General features: G+C 65.7%; 11 protein-coding genes and 5 pseudogenes. 7 read left to right on the top strand and 9 right to left on the bottom strand.

Going from position 1 to position 18996, the window contains the following annotated elements; translation table 11 throughout:
• The 3 genes and pseudogenes from IEY86_RS32170 to IEY86_RS32175 form a co-directional block, all read right to left on the bottom strand.
• Positions 1–1670 (bottom strand): AfsR/SARP family transcriptional regulator (locus IEY86_RS32170; RefSeq protein WP_373287121.1); only part of this gene is annotated, 1670 nt, incomplete at its 3' end.
• A gap of 93 nt (positions 1671–1763) precedes the next feature.
• A pseudogene (locus IEY86_RS38310) lies at positions 1764–2399 on the bottom strand (AfsR/SARP family transcriptional regulator); the annotation flags it as partial.
• Positions 2396–3202: an AfsR/SARP family transcriptional regulator gene (locus IEY86_RS32175; RefSeq protein WP_189135446.1), complete on the bottom strand. Its 807-nt coding sequence runs from the start codon at positions 3200–3202 to the stop codon at positions 2396–2398. The pseudogene IEY86_RS38310 and the gene IEY86_RS32175, both read right to left, overlap by 4 nt.
• Positions 3203–4181: 979 nt before the next feature.
• On the opposite strand from IEY86_RS32175, the gene IEY86_RS32180 reads away from it, so the two are divergent.
• From IEY86_RS32180 to IEY86_RS37100, 3 genes and pseudogenes are all read left to right on the top strand, one after another.
• Complete coding sequence (locus IEY86_RS32180) at positions 4182–4379, top strand: hypothetical protein (RefSeq protein ID WP_189135447.1); 198 nt, start codon at positions 4182–4184, stop codon at positions 4377–4379.
• Between the two features lie 310 nt (positions 4380–4689).
• A pseudogene (locus IEY86_RS37095) lies at positions 4690–4881 on the top strand (transposase domain-containing protein); the annotation flags it as partial.
• 226 nt (positions 4882–5107) lie between these two features.
• Positions 5108–5515: a hypothetical protein gene (locus IEY86_RS37100; RefSeq protein WP_229698963.1), complete on the top strand. Its 408-nt coding sequence runs from the start codon at positions 5108–5110 to the stop codon at positions 5513–5515.
• Here the strand turns inward: IEY86_RS37100 and IEY86_RS37105 are convergent.
• Positions 5409–6581 (bottom strand): tyrosine-type recombinase/integrase, encoded by a 1173-nt coding sequence (locus tag IEY86_RS37105; protein WP_229698958.1) that lies wholly within the window; start codon positions 6579–6581, stop codon positions 5409–5411. The genes IEY86_RS37100 and IEY86_RS37105 overlap by 107 nt on opposite strands.
• Positions 6582–6988: 407 nt before the next feature.
• Positions 6989–7186 carry a hypothetical protein gene (locus IEY86_RS32200; protein WP_189135449.1) on the bottom strand — a complete coding sequence of 66 codons (198 nt, stop codon included), beginning with the start codon at positions 7184–7186 and terminating at the stop codon, positions 6989–6991.
• Between the two features lie 346 nt (positions 7187–7532).
• Here IEY86_RS32200 and IEY86_RS32205 point away from each other — a divergent pair, with 346 nt between their 5' ends.
• On the top strand, positions 7533–10022 hold the full coding sequence (locus IEY86_RS32205; RefSeq protein WP_189135450.1) for an NACHT domain-containing protein: 2490 nt from the start codon (positions 7533–7535) through the stop codon (positions 10020–10022).
• 171 nt (positions 10023–10193) lie between these two features.
• Here IEY86_RS32205 and IEY86_RS32210 read toward each other — a convergent pair whose 3' ends face one another.
• Complete coding sequence (locus IEY86_RS32210) at positions 10194–10580, bottom strand: Tn3 family transposase (RefSeq protein WP_265805999.1); 387 nt, start codon at positions 10578–10580, stop codon at positions 10194–10196.
• A 1-nt stretch (position 10581) separates the two neighbouring features.
• Here IEY86_RS32210 and IEY86_RS32220 point away from each other — a divergent pair.
• Positions 10582–10842 (top strand): annotated as a pseudogene (locus tag IEY86_RS32220) (transposase family protein); the annotation flags it as partial.
• A 120-nt stretch (positions 10843–10962) separates the two neighbouring features.
• Here the strand turns inward: IEY86_RS32220 and IEY86_RS32225 are convergent.
• Positions 10963–12082 (bottom strand): annotated as a pseudogene (locus tag IEY86_RS32225) (IS630 family transposase).
• 138 nt (positions 12083–12220) lie between these two features.
• On the opposite strand from IEY86_RS32225, the pseudogene IEY86_RS32230 reads away from it, so the two are divergent.
• Positions 12221–13079, top strand: a pseudogene (locus tag IEY86_RS32230) (IS5 family transposase).
• 220 nt (positions 13080–13299) lie between these two features.
• Positions 13300–16764 (top strand): type ISP restriction/modification enzyme, encoded by a 3465-nt coding sequence (locus tag IEY86_RS32235; RefSeq protein WP_189135453.1) that lies wholly within the window; start codon positions 13300–13302, stop codon positions 16762–16764.
• A gap of 526 nt (positions 16765–17290) precedes the next feature.
• Here IEY86_RS32235 and IEY86_RS32240 read toward each other — a convergent pair.
• Positions 17291–18283: a tyrosine-type recombinase/integrase gene (locus IEY86_RS32240; RefSeq protein WP_189135454.1), complete on the bottom strand. Its 993-nt coding sequence runs from the start codon at positions 18281–18283 to the stop codon at positions 17291–17293.
• Between the two features lie 362 nt (positions 18284–18645).
• Positions 18646–18996 (bottom strand): helix-turn-helix domain-containing protein, encoded by a 351-nt coding sequence (locus tag IEY86_RS38315; protein ID WP_373287122.1) that lies wholly within the window; start codon positions 18994–18996, stop codon positions 18646–18648.

Below are 18996 nucleotides of genomic sequence, written 5' to 3' on the forward strand. Positions count from 1 at the left end.
GGTGGTTCCAACTGGCCGTACCCGAGCTCGAACGTCGCGGTGACGGCCAGTTCGCCCACCCGCAGCTCGTCCAGCCGCCGCCGATCGTCGGCCAGCTTCTTCGCCAGGACCGAGACCGTCCAGGTGCGCCGGGTGGCCAGGCGCGAGGCGGCGATCCGGATGGCCAGCGGCAGGAAGCCGCACGCCACGACCACGTCCATGGCAACGTCCCGTTCCGCTCCGACCCGCTCCTGCCCGACGATCCGGGTGAACAGGGTCAGCGCCTCCTCCGGGCTCATCACATCCAGGTCCACCAGGTGGGCGCCGGCCAGGTCCACCATCCTGGTGCGGCCGGTGACCAGCACCGCGCAGCCGGGGGAGCCGGGCAGCAGGGGGCGCACCTGGGTGGCGTCACGGGCGTTGTCCAGCAGGATCAGAACGCGGCGTCCAGCAAGCGTGGAGCGGAACAGCGCTGCTCGTTGATCCAGACCGTCCGGGATGGCTTGGTCAGGGATACCCAGGGCCTGGAGGAAGGACCCGAGAACGGCTTCAGGCAGGGTTGGGGCAGGTTGATCGCCGAGCAGGTCGACGTAGAGCTGCCCGTCGGGGAAGTGCTCGCAGGCGGCGTGCGCGACATGGACCGCCAGCGTGGTCTTGCCGACACCGCCGATGCCCGCCACCGCGGAGACTGCCATGACCCGGCCCTCCGCGCTCGACAACTGCTCGCTCAGCTCCTCCACGAACGCCTTGCGCCCGGTGAAGTCGGCCACCGTCGCCGGTAGTTGGGCCGGGCGGACGGTCTGATGCTCCCCCGCCCCCGCCCCCGCCCCCGCCGCCGGGGGCGCCGCGGCGTGCACCGGGGGCGTCAGCGCGGGGTCGGCCTGGAGCACCCGCTGGTAAAGCTCGGCGAGTTCGGGACCGGGGTCGATGCCGAGTTCCTCGGCGAGCAGGCGGCGGGTGTCGGCGTAGACGCCCAGCGCCTCGGCCTGCCGCCCACCCCGGTACAGGGCCAGCATGAGCAGGCCACGCAGCCGCTCGCGCAGCGGGTACTCGGCGGACAGCGCGGTCAGCTCCGAGACCGCCTCGGCATGGCCGCCGAGCTCCAGATCCAACTCCAGACGGCTCTCCAGGAGCGCGATCCGCCAGTCGGACAGCCGCGAGCGCTGCGCCGCGGCGTACGGGCCGGGGACACCGGCGAGCGGTTCTCCCTCCCACAGCGACAGCGCCTGGCGCAGCAACTCCCGTGCCCGGGGAAGCTCACCGGTGGCACGCACCTTCTCCGCCTCGACGGCCAGCTTCTGGCAGACGCTCAGGTCCAGTGCCCCGGGCACGCTTTTGACGAGATAGCCACCCGCATCGGAGATCAGGACATCCGAGCCGAGGGCCTTGCGCAAGCGGAACGCGTAGGTGCGCAACGCGGCGAGGGCCCTTTCCGGGGCCTCCTCGCCCCATACGGCGTCCACCAATTCGTTGAGGGTTGCAGTGCGGCCATCGCGCAACACAAGCGCCGACAGCACGGCTCGTTGCTGGGGCGAACCGGTATCGAGCCAATGCCCATCGCGTTGGGCCCTCACTGGTCCGAGCACCGAGAAGCGGACGTCTGCTGTCCGACGCGGCAAAGCAAGCGGTGCCGCAGGGGCAATGATGGGCCGGTAGATGTTCTGGTCGCCGCGCATGATGGCAGAACGCATCGCCTGCAACGCTCCGACATCGGTGGGAGCAGCGTCCTTGGGTAGGGCAGTTAGAACGCGTTGCTGCGTTTGCAGTGCTTCATAGGCGCGATCGGTGTTGTACAGGGCTGCAATCAACTGCAGTTGAAAGCGCGCATACGAGGGATACTCGCCGCTGAGACGCATGAGCTCGGGAACGACGCGCGAGGAACGCCCAAGAGACAGGTCAGCCTCGATGCGCAGAGCCAGGGCCTCCAGGCGGAGACCTTCAAGACGGCCCGCCTGTCGGCGAAGGCCGTCGCCGCCAGCGCATCCCGCGATCGCCGGCCCACTCCACAGCTGCAAAGACCGCTGCAACAGGCTGTGTGCGAGGTCGGTGCTCCCGTCCGCAAGAGCTTGACGGGCCTTGGCCGTCAGATCCTCGAATCTGACCAGGTCCAGGCTGCGCCTGGGGATATGGGCTGCGTAACCGACTGGATGCGATGCGATGATCTGGCGACACCGGCTCGTCCCTACCTCCACAGCGATGGGTTTACGCAGCTGATGAACGCATGACTGCACTTGGGCAGTCGCTGTCACCGGAGCTCCCGTACCCCACACATCCGCGATAATGCTCTCGCGCGGCACAACCGTGTCGACGGCCAGCAGCAGCGAGGCGAGAAAGCTGCGCGCACGAGGTGCCGAGGGTGTGACGTCACGCCCGTCCACAATCAACGTCACTGGCCCCAGCAATCGGGCTTCCACGCTCATCGGGCTGCGCCACCAAGGTGAGGCTGCGCATCCGCAGAGCCGGACCGCAGGTGCTCGTACTGGATCAGCAGGGAGCGTGGCGCCATTCTGAAGTTCGTTTGCCAACGCGCCAGCTCATCGGCGAGCAGGCTTAGCGCACGGCTGGAGTCACCCGAATCCCTCAAGGCGGAGGACAGCAGAATCACCACCCTCTCATCATTAGGGTGGCGCATACGCAGATCCCACAAGTCTTGCATGGCTCGGGACGCGGCTCCGACATCGATCAAGCAGGCTGCCCGGCGCTTGCGAGCATCGAAGCGCATCTCTTCCAGACTGGACCGGATGCCGTCGAAGTAGACAGAGCTCCAAATCCCGCCCAAAGGATCGCCTCGCCACAGGCGCAGCGCAGAGTCGAACGCCTCTATCGCGCGTGCGCTATCTCCCTTCGCTTGATGCGCCTCGCCCTCGTCCAGTAGCTGGCGGAACCGGTGCACATCGATGCACTCGGATCCGGCATGCAGGGTGTAGCTCCCGCTGTCGGAGTCATGGGCCGGGTGATGGACTACGCGCGGCGCATCGGCAACGCCGAAGCTCCGTAGCTGGCTCCGAACGTGGTGGACATGGACCTGTAGCGCTGTCACCGCGGAGGCCGGGGGACGTGAGCCCCAGATGCGCTCACGCAGGCACGCGACACTAACCGCCTCGTTGGTGGCGAGAAGCAGGATGACCAGTACTGCCAGGCGCTGGGGCGGCCCCATGGCAATCGGGATCGACTCGCGGCGGCACTGCACCGGCCCGAGGAGAAAAAACTGACAACCCGTCATAGTTAGTTTCCCCCCTACGATGCCTGCGGCTTCAGGCTAACAGCTCGCATAGCATCCGTTAAGCGATCGAGAAGGATCGCACTTCGGTACAGGTCACCGACGAGTAGGTCATGGCGCAACGAGGGCTTTCTGGAGGACCAGCATCTGTCCGCCTGTCTATCTCCATCAATAATTGAACATGGGGCGCAGGAGGTTCCCGCGGCCCACACGGACGGACTCGTTCCGCCGCGCAGCCTCGAGGAAACCTGCGCAACATCACGCCAACGGCCGGTCGCCAACTGGTCCAACACAGCCGTCGGCCACCTCGCCGACAGCCGCTCGATCTGCTCATATGCTACTTCAGCCCAGGCATGGCGACGCATGGCGACCACATTGGCCGCCAACCCGCGTGGTCCCCTCAGAGACTCGACTCACGCCTACGGCAGCTGGCCACCCCTCTACGGGCCGGTTTTGCGGGCGCGAAACGGACGTACGTCCGCCAGGTCGGGGCAGATCCTCCACTGCTGCGCTCGTCCTCGACGGCGCAGCATGGCTAGAAGTATCCGTTAAGTGAGAGCATAGAGATCGAAGAGACAGTCCGTGATAAGAGCCCGTCAACGTGGACATACAGCGTTTGAAACTGCATGCAGATTGCCTGCCCAGGGCGCCGGAGGATAGTGGTGGGTGTCTTGTGGCCGCCTAGTCCGACGACTACCTGTCCCAGGACACAGGTGGAGTGCCTCGGGGGTGGTAGCCCGAGGCACCCACCTTCCCCTCCGAAGCACAGGGACCGCACTCGGACGGCCAGTCGGGCTGGATAAGCACCGCAGCCGTACTCGACTCCGTCAACTCTGGTGTATGTCGCCCCACTTAGGCTACCGTCGTCGTTACTTGCCGTGCGGTGGTGGGGTAGATGGAGCTCTCCTACCTGAGCTTTTCATGATCTTTTCCGCTGACGCTCGTCAAGAGTCGGACTAGGCATGGCTCAAGAGGAGATTTCATGGAACAGCAACGTTCCACATTGCTCATGGCCGGGGTGGTCGTTGCCCTGGCCTTCTTTGTGCTGGTGGGCTTCCTTGCCCGGACCCTGCGCGCCAAGCGCGGCCTGCCCGTGACCATCGTGGCGATCGGATCCCTGATTGGTACGCTTCCACCCATCCTCCTTGCCATTTACGAGGTGCTGAAGCCGATTGCCTGAGCCGGGCTTCGACGGCAAGGGATCGGTAGAAGAGGAAGGCCGTTGTCCCTTCGCTGTCGCAAACACGGGGACAACCTCCAAGGCCGGGTAGTTAGCGTTTTTGCAGATGAGCGCAAGGGAGTTGAGGAAGTCCTGACACGCAGCAACGGAGCTCGTTGGTACAGGCAGTCGTCCAAGACAGCTTGTTCCCGAAGGAGCTCCGTTGCCCGGTCATTGTGTCCTGCCGTCGCCGCTGGCGACCATCACCCGTACGGTCACTGTGGCCGCGAGTCGGTTTGCACCGGCCCATCTGGGAGAGCTGACGCCGGTCGTGCCGTTCGAGCTGGTCGATGCCGTCTTGTCGGAGACGCGGACCGTGCAGCGGCGGCTGCGGGATCTTCCCTCACGGGTCGGGGTCTACTTTCTACTGGCGACGTGCATGTTCCCCGAGGTCGGCTATCGGCTCGTGTGGGCCAAGCTGACGGCCGGCCTGTCGGGGATGCCGGTTGTCCGCCCGAGCACGAAGGCACTCCGTGATCTGCGCCGCCGACTCGGCAGCGCGCCGGTGCGTGCATTGTTCGAGGTGTTGGCCGGGCCGTTGGCTCGGCCAACCATGCCGGGGGTGCGGTTCGTCCCATATCGGACGGTGTCGTTCGATGGCTGCAGCTCGATCAAGGTGCCTGACAGCGAACGCAACCGGGGCTGGCTGGGGGCGGTGCCTGCACGGCGGGTATCCCCAGGTCGAGCTGATGACGCTGGTCGAGACCGGCACCCGGGCCGTCATCGCGGCGGTCTTCGGCCCCACCCGGGAGGGCGAAACCTCCTACGCCACCAGGCTGTTGCACCATCTGGGCCCCGAGATGCTGGTGCTGTGGGACCGGGGCTTCGACAGCAACCACTTCCTCACCGCCGCGCACGCCACCGGCGCACAGGTCCTGGGCCGCATCCGCCAGCGCCGCCGCCCACCAGTCCTTCAAACTCTCGCCGACTCCTCCTATCTCTCGGTCATCGGCGGCGTCCCGGTGCGCATCATCGAAGCCCAGGTGAGTATCACCTGCACCGATGGCAGCAATTTCGAGGGCTCTTACCGTCTGGTGACCACGCTCCTGGAGGAGGGCAGCCGGAATACGCCGGAAACGTGCCGTAGGCCGCTGTGATCAACCCCGACGGCGGGCGGCCGGGTCGCTCGCGGCGACGTGCGCGGCGACCGCGTCGACGTCGGGGCGGGCACCGCTCAAGGGACCGCACGGAGGCGTGGCGGGAGCGGGCCAGCAGCATCGGCGTGGACGTGCCGCGCTCGGCATCGTGCGTCAGAGCACTGTGCCTGAGTCGGTGCAGCGTGAAGCCCTCCAGGTTGGCGATGTCCTCGGGGCAGGCGAGGGGGTTGGCCAGCAGCCGCGTTGCGTACTCGAAGATCTCCTCTGCTCGGCGGTAGGACAGGCGGGCCCGGTCGGTCTCCTCGCATACGTCCAGCGTGGCGGTGCCGGCGGGCACCTTGCGGCCGGTGAGGAACAGCGGGCCGCGGGTGCGGCCGGCGATCAGGCGGGGTAGGAGCTGGGCGGTGCCGGACTGCCAGTGGATCCACTCGGTCGCTCCGCCCTTGGACGTGATCTTGCCGCGCTTGTCGTGCGGGTACAGGTCTTCCACGTTCAGGCACAGCACCTCGTCGGCCCGTGCGGCACTTTCGTAGAGGAGCTTCCAGAACGTCCTGTCGCGGAGTCCGACGTCCAGGCGCCACAGGGCGGCGATCTGGTTCTCGGCCAGGGCCTTGGTGCGGTCGGGCGGTGCCGGCCGCCGCTCGATACCAATCGTCGGGTCGCCGATGATCCAGCCCTGACGCTGCCACCAGCCGATTGCCTTGCGCGCGATGGACACTTCCCGGTTGACGGTGTCGGCGTCCATCTCGTCCGCCCGCGCCGCCGCCAGCTCCGCCAGCGTCTCCGGCAGCGCCGGGTCGTCAATTACGGAGACGGGCACGACGGGTGGCTTCGCGCCGCGGCGGGCGCGTCCGGTCGGCGCTGGCTGCCCGGCAACCATCCACCCCCACGTCGTCAGCGAGATCCGGTAGATCCGCGCTGAGGACTTCGCGATCCCCGCACCGGTGAGGTACCGCTCGACCGCCGCGGTGTACGTCGCCGGAGGAGCGGACAAGGGCACCACCTGGGCGCGCGGCGACAGAAGTGCGCCCTCACCCTCCGGCACGCTCGCCAGTTCGACCGACACTGCCTACCCCTTCCTGACTCTGTCGCAGTAAATGCGTACGCCTCGCCTGCGACGGCCGGAGAGTCCGCCGCAGGTCGCGATGATCACGGTAGAGGCTCTGCCGCAGTAAATCCGGCATTTACTGCGGCACTACACTGGCAGTCTGTCGTTGACCCGAAAATCAGGTAGACCGACCCCAAAGTGGACCGCTGCTACCGCCAGCCGCTGTACCGTTGACTCTCGTGCCGAGGCAGGCCCCGTGCATCACGCAGCGCTACATGTCCGTTTGCCGTAGCTATACGAGAACACGGCCGAAGCGAGCGGCAACAACCTCCGTCGACCCTCCGGCTGCCGGTTGGCTCGACTGCGACGCTGGGGCGAATATGCCCAGTCGAGCCAACCGAACGGCTACCGGTCGACGCACATGGTCACCGAGGAACGTCGCGTCCCGTCATGTCCTGCACGCGCCGCATCGCCCGCCCCACCCGGGAGGGAACGAGGCAGTCAACAAAGCCGACCAGCAACTCGGGCCGCTCGCTTGCCTTACTGCCGCGCAGCACCAATGCCAGTGCAGCCAGTACGGCCACGCGCGAGAGCATGGAGCGGATAAGGGCGAACAATGCCACGGCTGGGACGTAGTCGCCTGCATGACTCAGGACATTCATGTGATCGAGACCCTTCTGACTGAGTTGGGTGTACCGGTCGACCGATGCCCTCAGTCTTGACATGCCTCAGAGGGGCCCGAAAGGGGCTCTGACCAGCAGTGAATGAGTGAATGACCAGTGAGGGAGCAACACGAGGATGGCGGAGCGGCAGGGGCGGGGCGGTAGGCGAACACCAGGGATCGATCGCCCAGGGAGCGACGGGCCGTGGGCAGATCTGGCTCGGCTTCTGTATGACGAGTTGTACAAGCCAGCGGGCCGTCCAACGCTGGCGGACATCGCAAAGCAGGCTCACATATCTGTTGGATGGGTGAATTACATACTCAAGGGCCAGCGGCCATCCACATGGCAGACAGGCAAGGGTGTTGTCGCGGCGCTAAAAGGCAAGCCCGACGACTGGGAACCACGGTGGGCGAAGGCCGAGCGCCGTCATGAAGAAGGGCGCCGTGCGGGCAAGTTCCCGCCGCTGCCCTGGGTGGAGGACGACAGCGAGCGTCCCACCAAGGAATCGTTGGGGGTGGGTGATTGGCAGCGTCCACGTAGGGCGACGTGGCGTTGGGCTCGGAGCATGGCCTGGACCCTGCTCGGCTTGTTGGGGATCACCACTGCAGCGGGCCTGGTCGCGTGGCGACAGGACAAGGTTGGATTCGCAGCCGCAGGGCTGGCACTGGCAGTCGAGCTGGCTGCTGCCGCGGCATGGCAGCAGCAGCATCGCCATCGGGCCAACTCCTCCTTACGCAGACGCCAAGTGATGATCAAGCACGTTCTGTTCCGGGCCGAGGAGACCCTGTCCCACAGAGGGAAGAACCTCTACCTGCATCCGCGGTTCACCCGGCTCACCGACGAACCCGGCACGAGGCGGGACAGACGCAGGCATCGACGATCATCAGGACCCCACGCCATCCGAGAACCAGTAGCCGAGGATACGACGCTCCGTGAACTCTTCGGTTCTGCGGCGGAAAGCCTCGTACTCATCGGCGATTCCGGACTCGGCAAGACGACCCAACTGGCCACTCTGGCTAGGGAACTCTCCCTCGAAGCACTGAAGCAGATCGAGGAGATCGATACAGGTCAGAGGCACAAGCCGCCCGTGATCCCGCTTCTGCTCAGCCTGGCCAGGTACCGTGGGCAGCCCCTGCATGACTGGATCGCCGACGAGGTCAGGATCGCCTACGACGGCATCTCCACGGAGATTACCCGCGCCTGGCTGGCCGAAGACGCGATCCTGCCCCTCCTGGACGGACTCGACCGAGTACCCGAGGAACACCGGTATGCCTGCGCAGAGGAGATCCGTCAGTTCCGGGAGCAGTGCACCGGAGTGGTGGTGACCTGCCGTGAACGTGACTATGGTCTCGCCAAGACCATCCGGGCCTTACAGTATATCGAACTCGGTAAGCCCGACCGCCACCAAGTGCAAGCGTACCTGACCACCCACGCTGATGCTCTGGCCGACGTACGCGCCGCGTTGGAGGCGGATCGCAACCTCTGGGGTTTGCTGCAATCCCCATTGATGCTCAACATCATCAGCCACACCTACGCCCATCGGCCTGCGACTGAGCTACGCGATCCAGGCACCCCCGAGCAGCGCCTCAGCCGCATCCTTGACGCCTACGTCCGCCGCATGCTCGACCACCGCTCCACTTCGTACCAGGACCGCGAGACCCTGCAGTGGTTGACGTGGCTCGCCCGCACCCTCACGGCCCGAGGGGAACACGTGCTCTACCTCGACCGGATCGATCCGACTTGGGTTCCCCGAGCCGTGGGTGATCCATGGGATACGGTCGGCGGGATCCGCGGCCGGCGATATTCAGCGCTGTGGAACCTCCTCACGCTTGACGGCTTGGTGGAACGCCTTGAGGGCGGTCAGGGCGGAGGACGTCGGAACTCGCCCCCGGGGCGCTGGTCGGTGGACGCCATCACGATCGGTCTCATCGCTGGTATCGCGGTGCTCCTGGGGGCGGTTTTCCTCGCTGCTACAGGAACCCTGACGGAACCAGATCTGCTGGGTATCGCGGCGTTCCTGTTCATCGCCAGCGGCCGACTGTGGGGATCAGTCCTCGAACACCTGCTGATAAAAGGCGTAAACCCAGTGGAACGAGTCACCTGGACTTGGCAGTGGCGCTCCTCGACGACGGACAACTACAAAAACATCGTCTCCACCGACTTCAAGCACCTGACGATGTTTCATGTAATAACCAACGCTATGCAGGTGTTCTTCATCTTTGTATCTATGGGCACCGTTAGCGCTCACCCGGACGACTTGAGCGCCATCGCCTTCTTCTTTGCAGCTGCGTTGGGATGCGCGGAACTGTTCATCTCAGACCGCCTGATACCGCACATCACCGAACACCGTGCCCAACCCAACGAAGGCATCCGCCGCTCAGCCCGGTACTGCGCGATCAGCGCGATCTGCTTCGGCCTCACCGCCGGAGTCCTGACTGCTGGCATCACCATGCTCTCCGACGACACCACCACACCAGGGCGTATGGCCCTTACAGGTCTCATCGTCGGTACCTACATAGGATTGTCTCGCGGGCTCGGCCTCGGCGGCTACGCCGTCCTGCGCCACATTGTCATGCGAGTCCTGCTGGCACGTTCCGGCTCTGCCCCCCTTCGCTACAAACACTTCCTCCATGACTCCGAAATCCGCATCCTGTTGCGCCGCTCTGGTAGCGGATTCATTTTCCCGCACCAACTACTTCTAGAACACTTCGATATCCCGTACGAATCCTTGCTCGCCCGCGTGCATGGCGATTGCCCAACAGCACACATGGGTGAGAACGCTGGTCCTCGGAGTTGAACGACCGTCCATCCAGATCGATCGGACGCCTGCCTAAAGTCGCCCAAAGTCTACGCCGGTCCCGCTCCCGAGGATCGGCGTAGACTTCCGGGGCATGCGATGGCCTGCAACTCAGTACCGATGCTGTGGAGATGTTCCGAGACCTCGCTCTCAGGCCGGGAAGCCGCACCGTCACGCGACCATCCGCAACCGGCCCACCGCCTCGTTCTCGGGCGGCTCCATGTCCAGGTGCCAGGTCCCGAAGCGCCGGGTCTTGCTCGTGATGTACGGGGTGACTGTGGCCAGGTCCACCGGGTCCACCTCCCAGCCCTCGTCTATGAGGTCGTTGGCCACCTTCGTGATGTCCACGGGGGTATGAAAAATGAGGCAGTTCGCCAGCAGCTCGTTGAACTTGATGGTCTTCTCCTGGTGGTCCGGGTCGTTGTCCTGGAGCACGTCGGAGGCGAACATCAGCCAGTTGCTGAACTGTGGAACGCCTCGACCTTTTTCGTCATCGCCTGGATGGATTCGCGCAGCTCGGGTTCCGACAGAAACCTGAGGAGCACGATCGTCCGACAATCGCCAAGGTGTCCCGATCCTTGCCGACCGCGCCTACATGGGGGCCGGTCCGTGGGCAACGACGTCCGTCAGGCGCCCGCCGGGCCGCGACCTCACGCCAACCCAGCAAACCGTCAACCGCGCACTGTCCGCAGCGCGGGCACCGGTCGAGCGCGGCGTCGCACGTCTGAAGTCGTGGCGGATCCTCCGCAGGGCACGATGCAGTCCGAATCGAATGTCGTCAATCACCGCAGCCATCCTCGCCCTGGAGCGGCAGCGCTGAAAACGCTCAGTGTTCTGTCCAGGAGCTCGCGTCGGCAGGTCTGTATCCAGCGCTCGTTTGGCGGCCTTCCCGGTCGGAGCGCGCCAGGGCGACGACCGCGCCAGCCTCGCCGGTGGGTGATCAGGCGGCTTGGGGTCGTGGTCGGCCCCAGCGTTGTTGGCGTTCGCTGCGGGCCTTGGCGCGTTCGCGGCGTTGGGCGGCCAGGACGTCGGGGTGCCGGGCGTTGGTGTTGCGCCACCGGAGGTAGTCCTGGAGTTTCCGGGCGAGCACGGTGTGGTTCGGATGGTTGGAGCCACCCATGACGAAGTTGCGCAGTGGCCCGAACTGGGCCTCGATCGGGTTGGCCCACGACGCGCTGGTCGGCGTCAGGCATAACTCGACCTTGTGTTTCCTTGCCCAGGCCCGGATCGCCGGGGTCTTGTTCGCCGACAGGTTGTCCATGATCACGTAGATGGGGGCGCCGTCGGGTCGGGCGGCCCGGATCGACTTCAGTGCCGTGAGGCTGTGGTCGCCGCCTTTGCGGCGGCGGGTCACACCCCGCAGCTGGTCATCGCCGATGGAGTAGCAACCGTGGAAGTAGCGGATACCGTGGGTGCGGTGGTAGGTGGCCGGCAGTCGCTCCGGTTTCTTCTCCGGGGGCCCAGCCGGAGCCGTGGCAGGGGCGGATCGACAGCGGGCCGAACTGGTCGAAGGCGAAGCATCGGTCCGGGAAATGGCTGGTCACGTGCTCGATGCGGTCGAGTTTGGCGTCCTTGTCAGGATCTTTGGACTCCTTCCAGGTGCGAGTGCGCTGGAAGGAGATCCCGTGTTCGCGCAGGATCTGTCGCAGCCGTTCCCGGCCGATCTTGACCGTCCGGACCCGGTTGCGGGCCAGGTGGTCGGCGAGCTTGCGAAGGCTCCAGTGCGTGAACGGACGTCCCACCGTCACCGGGCGGGTCTGGGCCGTCGCGATGATGAACCCGCGTTCGTCATCGCCGATCAGGCGGGGACGGCCTCCCGCCCACCGAGGGTCCAGCGCGGCCAGGCCCTTCTCGTTGAACGCGTGGATCACATCGCGGACAGTGTCCTCGTGAGCGGCGACCAACCGGGCGATCGCTGTGACCGGAGTGCCCGATGCCGACGCCATGATGATCAGGGCCCGTCGGACCCGCACCGACTCGTGTCTGCCCCGCCGGACGATCTGCTGCAGCTTCTGACCCTCGTTGTCACTCAACCGCCGTGCCCTGACTGGCTCTGCCATCCACGACCTCACCCTCAACAGCGACCATCCGGCCATCAAGAGCGAGCCTGGCAGCCCCAGCACCGCAAGCACCAACCCACGACCACCCCGGCGAACGTTCGTGGACAACGCACTAGGCCGTTTCGTTTGGATCAGCTGATCGTTGGTCCGGGTGTGTCGTTGACTGATGCGCAGTGGGCCGGATCGAGCCGTTGTTGCCGGACCGGACGCCCAGGCGAGGTGGTCGATGGCGAGATCACCGTGAGGTGATCGATGCGATCGCCTGGAAGTTCCAGACCGGGTCGCAGTGGGTCCACCTGCCCGAGAAGTACGGCAACCGGAGGGGTATCTGCAACCGGCTTCGCATGTGGGCCGTCGATGGAACCTGGGAGCGGGTGTTCACCGCGCTCATGGCCCAGGCTGACGCTGACGAGGACCTGGACCGGGCCGTCTCGGTGGACTCCACGATCGTGCGCGCCCACCAGCACGCGGCCGGGGCCCGCAAGAAAGGGACCCGGCCCGCGAGCCGCACGACTACGCCATCGGCCGCTCCCGCGGCGGGCTGAGTACGAAGATCCATCTTGCGGCCGACGCTCGCTGCCGATCCCTGGCGTTCGTTCTCACCACCGGACAGGCCGGTGACGCGCCCGCCTTCGTGGATGTGATGGCGCGCCTGCGTGTCCCCCGCCGCCGCGGGCGACCCCGCACCAGACCGGATGTGGTCCTGGCCGACAAGGCGTACTCCTCACGCGCCATCCGCGACCACCTGTGCAGGCGCGGCATCCGGGCGGTCATCCCCGTTCCGGCTGATCAACGCGGCCACCGCCTGCGTCGCGGCAGCCGAGGCGGCAGGCCACCTGCCTTCGACCGCGAGGCGTACAGTCAACGCACCACCGTCGAGCGGTGCATCAACCGCTCGAAACAGTGGCGCGGCATCGCCACCCGCTACGAGAAAACAGCCACGATCTACCTCGCCGGACGCCACCTCGCAGGCATCTTCCTCTGGTCGGCAAGATGATCCAAACGAAACGGCCTAGGGGACCCCTTTAAGGGCCTGCAGCACCGACCTGTGCCAGAGCTGCGGATCAGAAGGTTGAACCCGTGCAGCGCGGGGAGATGGGGGCACTGCCGGAGGCCGGTGGGTGTACGCAGCCTTGAGACCCTCTCGACGGTCAGTGATGTTGTACTTACCCTGTGTTGAGTTGGATACCAGGAGTGTGCTGGCCTCTGGGGGCGGGATGCAGCGCAGGGACGGGTTTCGGCGGATCATCAGCGAGTTCGGTGCAGCGTGCAAGCAGGCATTGCTGCACGGGCAGAAGGAAGCCGCGATCCGTCGCGCCGTGGAGACGCTTCTCGTCGACGCGGCGAACGTGTTAGGGCTACAGGCCGTCCTGCATGCCGAGGTAGCGATTGCCGCGCACCGAATCCGCCCCGACCTGGCTGTGCGGATCGGGAAGTTATCTCGCAACATCGTCGGCTACGTCGAGCTGAAGAGCCCGGACAAGAGCGTGATCCATCCTGGCGGACTGAACCAACGTGATCGACGGCAGTGGGAGGGCATGGCGAAGCTCCCCAACTTGATCTACACCAACGGCCAGACCTGGATCATGTATCGCTCAGGGCGGCAACACGGCGACGCCATCCATCTCAACGGCGATCTGCGTACTGCCGGGGCCCGCCTGCGGCTACCGGTAGCCAGCGAAGCCGCCTTCGAATCAATGCTGACGGCGTTCTTCAGTTGGCAGCCGCATCCACTGACATCGATGCGGGAAGTTGTCGCTCAGGTAGCCCCGCTGTGCACACTCCTGCGCGATGCTGTCCACGACCGGCTCGACGCCGAGGCCAGGCTCCCGCGCCACCGGCGTCCCTTCACTGACCTGGCCTCCACTCTCGAAGTCGATCTCTTTCCCACCACTGATGATCGGGACAAACGCGCGGCCTTCGCCGACCGCTATGCCCAATCCGTCACCTTCGCGCTCCTACTCGCAAGCTCGGATGCCGCCGATGGCCATGACAGCTCACTGGCCAGGATGAGCCTGCATGAGGTCGGCCGCCGGCTGGGAGCGGAGCATTCCGTCATGGGGCGCGCTCTGCAGATCCTCACCGACCAGGTCGAGGGAGAATTTCGCGACAGCCTCGACATGCTCGTTCGCGTCATCGACGCCATCGACTGGCGGAGCGCCCTGGCCAGCGAACCCGGCTTCCACATCCACCTTTACGAACACTTCCTGCAGGAGTACGACCCCGACCTCCGCAAGGACTCCGGCACCTACTACACCCCAGCGCCGCTGATGGAGGAGATGATCCGCCTTGTCGACGAAGTGCTGATCACCACGCTGGGTTGCCCAGCCGGTTTCGCCGACCCTGGCGTGTCCATCATCGACCCGGCCATGGGCACCGGCACCTTCCTCACCGGCATCATCGACCTCGTCGCCCGCAAGCAGTCCGAGGGCGGAAATGATGGCTTCCGTGCCGAATCCGTCCAAGAACTCGCAGGCCGACTGATCGGCTTCGAAAAGCAGATGGGCGCTTTCGCCGTTGCGCAGATGCGCGTCGGGCAGATGCTGCGTTCTCTCAACGCCCGGGTTCGGCTGCGCGACATGCGCCTACATCTAGCCGACACCCTTGCTGACCCCTGGCGGCCGAGCGAACTCTTCACCCGCTACGGCGCCCTGTGGGGCCCCTTGCGCGACGACGCTGAAGCCGCAAGCTTCATCCAGCGCGAAGGCCGCATCACTGTCGTCATCGGCAATCCTCCCCACCGCGAACAGGCGGAAGGCCAGGGTGGATGGATCGAGAATGGCTCACCAGACCGAGGCGCCCCACCGCTGGACGCCTTCCGGCTACACGGTGCGGCAGGGGTGTACGAGAACAAACTGAAAAGCCTCTGCACCTACTTCTGGCGCTGGGCCACGCACAAGGTGTTCGACCAGTACGACGACCACCGTCACGGCGTTGTCTGCTTCGTTAGTACCGGCGGGTTCATCCGCGGCGCCGGCTTTCAGGGCATGCGCTCGTACCTGCGCCGCACTTGCACCGAGGGCTGGGTCATCGACCTCACTCCTGAAACGAAGAGACCGCCACTCAACAGCCGTTTCTTCCCGGGCGTCCAGCAGGAATTAGCCATAGCCATTTTTGTCCGCAAGCAAGGCGAGCGGCGAGACCAACTGGCCCCTGTCCACTACGCGGCCGTCCACGGCACTCGCCGGGACAAAGAAGAGCAACTACACGACCTGCACATCAACGGCCCCGACTGGCGCACTTCCCGGCCTGTCAAGCACGCCCCCTTCACACCCGCCTCCCACAGCGGCTGGGACTCCTTTCCCGCTCTCACCGACCTCATGCCCTGGCGTAAACCGGGCATAAAACCCAACCGGAACTGGGTCTTCAGTCCATCCAAAACCACCTTGCGTCGACGATGGGACCGCCTCGTCCAGGAACGTGACCTCTCAACGCAAAAGGCACTGTTCAAAGAGACCCGCGACCGCACCTTGGACAAGGAAGCCGTCCAGATACCCGGTCACCCCCACCCGCCGACCCTTCTCCGCGACGAGCACAGCGCCTGTCCTGTTCCGATACGCGTCGCCCGCAGAGCCTGGGACCGCCAATGGCTCATACCCGACGGGCGCGTCATCGACTTTTCCCGCCCGGAGCTATGGCAAGCCGTCATAGACGGCCAGGTCTTCATCGTCGAACAGCACTCACAACGCCTGCAGACTGGCCCAGCCCTGCTCTTTACCGCGCTCATCCCGGACATGCACTACTTCAACGGCAACGGCGGTCGCGTGCTGCCGTTCCTGCATGCAGACCGCTCGCCCAACATCGCCCCCGGGCTGTTACATCACCTCGCCAACTCCTACGGTCTCCAAGAGGTCATCCCGGAAGACCTGCTGGCCTACGTCGGCGCCGTCACCGCCCATCCCACCTTCACCGAGCGCTATGCAGACGACCTCAACTCACTCGGCGTACGCATCCCCTTGACCGCCGCTAGTGACCTCTGGCATGAGGCCGTCAGCCTGGGACACCACATTCTGTGGGCGTCCACCTTCGGCACACGAAGCATCAGTCCAGGTGATGGACGCCCCGCAGGCACATCGAACTGGTGGAGAGACCTGCATCCCGAGATCACATACGCCCGACAAGTCGCGCCTGACGGGCTCCCCTCCACGATCACCTACGACTCCGAAAACGAGCACCTGATCATCGAGGGGGGCGTCTTCACTGGCGTCACGCCGCGCATGCGCAACTACACCACCGGCGGTCGTAACGTACTCGACAGCTGGCTCGCGTACCGCAGCACCCGCAGCGCCGGCAAGGTGACCAGCGAACTCGACCGCGAGCGCCCAGAGCACTGGGAGCACGAGTGGAGTCGGGAACTCGTGGAGATCCTCGCCGTACTTAGTCACCTGACTGACCTGGAGCCGCGGCAGGCAGAGTTACTCGACCGCATAGTGACCGCCCCTCTGATCGATGTGGCTGAACTGAATCGGCGCCGCATCCTCCCAGTACCCGAGCGCGCCAAGAACGCTCGCACCGATCCGGACCACGCGTTTCTGCCCGGCCTGGAAACAGTCGATGGTCAACCTCCTGGACCTGTCGAGCCTCTAACGCCCCCGAACGACTCCCCGGGTGACGCGGCACCTGACCGGCACTCACCTGTGCGGCCCGGCCCTCATGCCCGACGGCACCGCGGTCGGGCATGAGGGCCGGGGAGCAGCTGCTTCGTGGCTCGCACACCTCCTCGTCTCACTCTCTTGCCGACGACCTCACGAGGCACCGGACCGCCTGAAGGAGGAAGGGCTAGCCAGAACGGATTCGCGACGAAGACCTACCCGGACGGAGACGTGTTCACCGGCGTCCTCAAGGTAGCGGCCCCGTTCCCGGTGGAGATCAACCTCGGTCAGATCTGACCATGCGCTGCTTAGCAGTCCGCGGCGCGTGAGCGATGCGTGAGCGGACTGCCCGATACAGGGCGGCATGAGCTGGATCAAGTGGCTCGCCGCGCGGCTCTGACTAGGGCAAACAGCACCGCGCGGCAGCGCCGGACATCCCCCCGGCAAGGATCCAATCCCACTCCTAAAGCGGGTGTCGCAGGTTCGAAGTGGTCCCCGCGCCCGCGGGGGTGGTCCCGTGGCCACCGTGGTGGTGCTACCCATCGATGTACTTCCGGCGCACGCCGTGGGCAAGGGCGCACGGTCTCACCTGGTGGTTCACGTGAGCGCCTGCGTGTCACGATGCGATCGATAGAAGTTCCCTGCCTTCGCGGTCCTGGCGGTGGCGTTCGATGGAGCGCCGCCAGCGGGTTTCGAGACCTGCCAGGAGGCGGGAGTCGATGCTGGAGGTGACGTGGGAGTACACGTCGTCAATCTTGTTTTCCATGGTGTGGCCGAGGCGGCGTGCCTGGGCGACTTCGGGGACGCCGTCTTCGATGAGCCAGGTCTTGTGTGAGTGCCGCAGTCCGTGGAACGTCAGTCCCTGCCGAACGGGCGTCCATGTCTCGTTCAGGTGGCGGCCGCCGCTTACAGCCGGAGCCCACAGGCGGCGTTGGAAGCCGGAGCGGCGTAAGTGTTTGCCGCGGATGGTGGTGAAGACGAACGGGCGGGTGGAGGCGGCGAGGTCTGCTGTCAGCAGTTCGGTGAGGAACGGCGGCAGGGTGATGGTGCGCACGCTGGAGTGGGTTTTGGGGTGGCCCAGGGTCAGGTGGCCGTTGACCTCGTGGAGGGCACCGGCGTCGGCGGTGATGTGGATGAGCCCTTGGGTCAGGTCGAGGTTCTCGCGGTGGAGGCCGGCGAGTTCGCCCCAGCGCATGCCGGTGTAGGCGGCGGTGATCACCAGGAGGCACTGGTTGCGGGAGGACAGGCGCAGGATGCGGTGGGCGATGGCGAGGACTTGGTGTTCGTCGGCCCACAGGCGTTCGCGGCGTGGCTCGAGGCGTCCTCGTCCGCGGCGTCGGGGGCGAACGGGGTTGGTGGTGAGGAGGTCGTTGTCCACGGCGTCGCCCATGAGCATGGCGAAGAGTTTGCGGAGACTGGTGATGGTCGACGGTGCGTAGGTGGTGCGTAGTCGGTTGAGCCAGATCTGGATGTCGGCGGGGGTGATCTGGTCCACAGGGGTCGTGCCCCAGCGCGGGAGGATGTGGCGGGTGAGCAGGCTTCGGTAGAAGGCTTCGGTGTTGGCGCCGACGTCTACGGTCTGCCACCAGATCTCTGCCCATTCGGCCACCGTTGCCGTGGGTTTCGGTTCGGGCTCAGGGACGGTTGACCGGAACTCGACGGGCGGCACAGCAGGGGGTGAGTCGGCGGGCTGGGTGCCTTGCGTCGGCTTGGTTGTTTCGGGGGCGGTGTTGAGTTGGTGGGCGTGTGCCTGGGCTGCTTGTTTGGTTTCGAATGTGCCGGGAATGCTTCCGGCCTTGCCGTCGGGTTTCCAGTACCGTACGCGCCATTTGTTGCCGCGTCGTTCGACCCATGCCACGGATGGGCCTCCTTGCTGTGCGAAAGTGGAGAGGCGACCGGGTTCGCGTCGCCGGGGCATCCATGGACGCTCGCCGGCTTGGCAGAGCGGAACACCCGGTTGGGGGATTTTCGTCAGGTGCTGGCATTGGGCTGAGGGCTTCGGGCGCCGCTGCGGATGATGTGAGTCAGGTCGGCTTGGGAGAACCTGAGGTGGCGTCCGATCTTCGTGCAGGGAATGTGACCGGCGGCCGCCTTCTTGCGTAGCCACGAGGCCGGTACCTGCAACAGGACAGAGGCTTGCTCCGCGGTGTGCAGTCGGATCTCGGCATGCTCCGTCTTGGTCCCGTCCGGCTCTTCCCGTGACGGTGGAGCAGCCGCGGTAGCGGGCGTCTGCGGGGGTGGGTTGGGGCAGTGGTCTGTTCGGGCGGTGGGCAAGGGGGCACGGGCTGTGTCGGGCGTCATGGGAGCGAGCGGCTTCTTCAT

This window comes from Wenjunlia tyrosinilytica (assembly GCF_014646055.1).
In the GTDB taxonomy this organism is placed as follows: Bacteria; Actinomycetota; Actinomycetes; order Streptomycetales; family Streptomycetaceae; genus Wenjunlia; species Wenjunlia tyrosinilytica.

Coding starts and splice junctions, on each gene's coding strand:
- IEY86_RS32235 (WP_189135453.1), top strand. CDS start 13,300: ATGCAGCGCAGGGACGGGTTTCGGCGGATCATCAGCGAGTTCGGTGCA.
- IEY86_RS38315 (WP_373287122.1), bottom strand. CDS start 18,996: ATGAAGAAGCCGCTCGCTCCCATGACGCCCGACACAGCCCGTGCCCCC.
- IEY86_RS32180 (WP_189135447.1), top strand. CDS start 4,182: ATGGAACAGCAACGTTCCACATTGCTCATGGCCGGGGTGGTCGTTGCC.
- IEY86_RS37100 (WP_229698963.1), top strand. CDS start 5,108: ATGACGCTGGTCGAGACCGGCACCCGGGCCGTCATCGCGGCGGTCTTC.
- IEY86_RS32175 (WP_189135446.1), bottom strand. CDS start 3,202: ATGACGGGTTGTCAGTTTTTTCTCCTCGGGCCGGTGCAGTGCCGCCGC.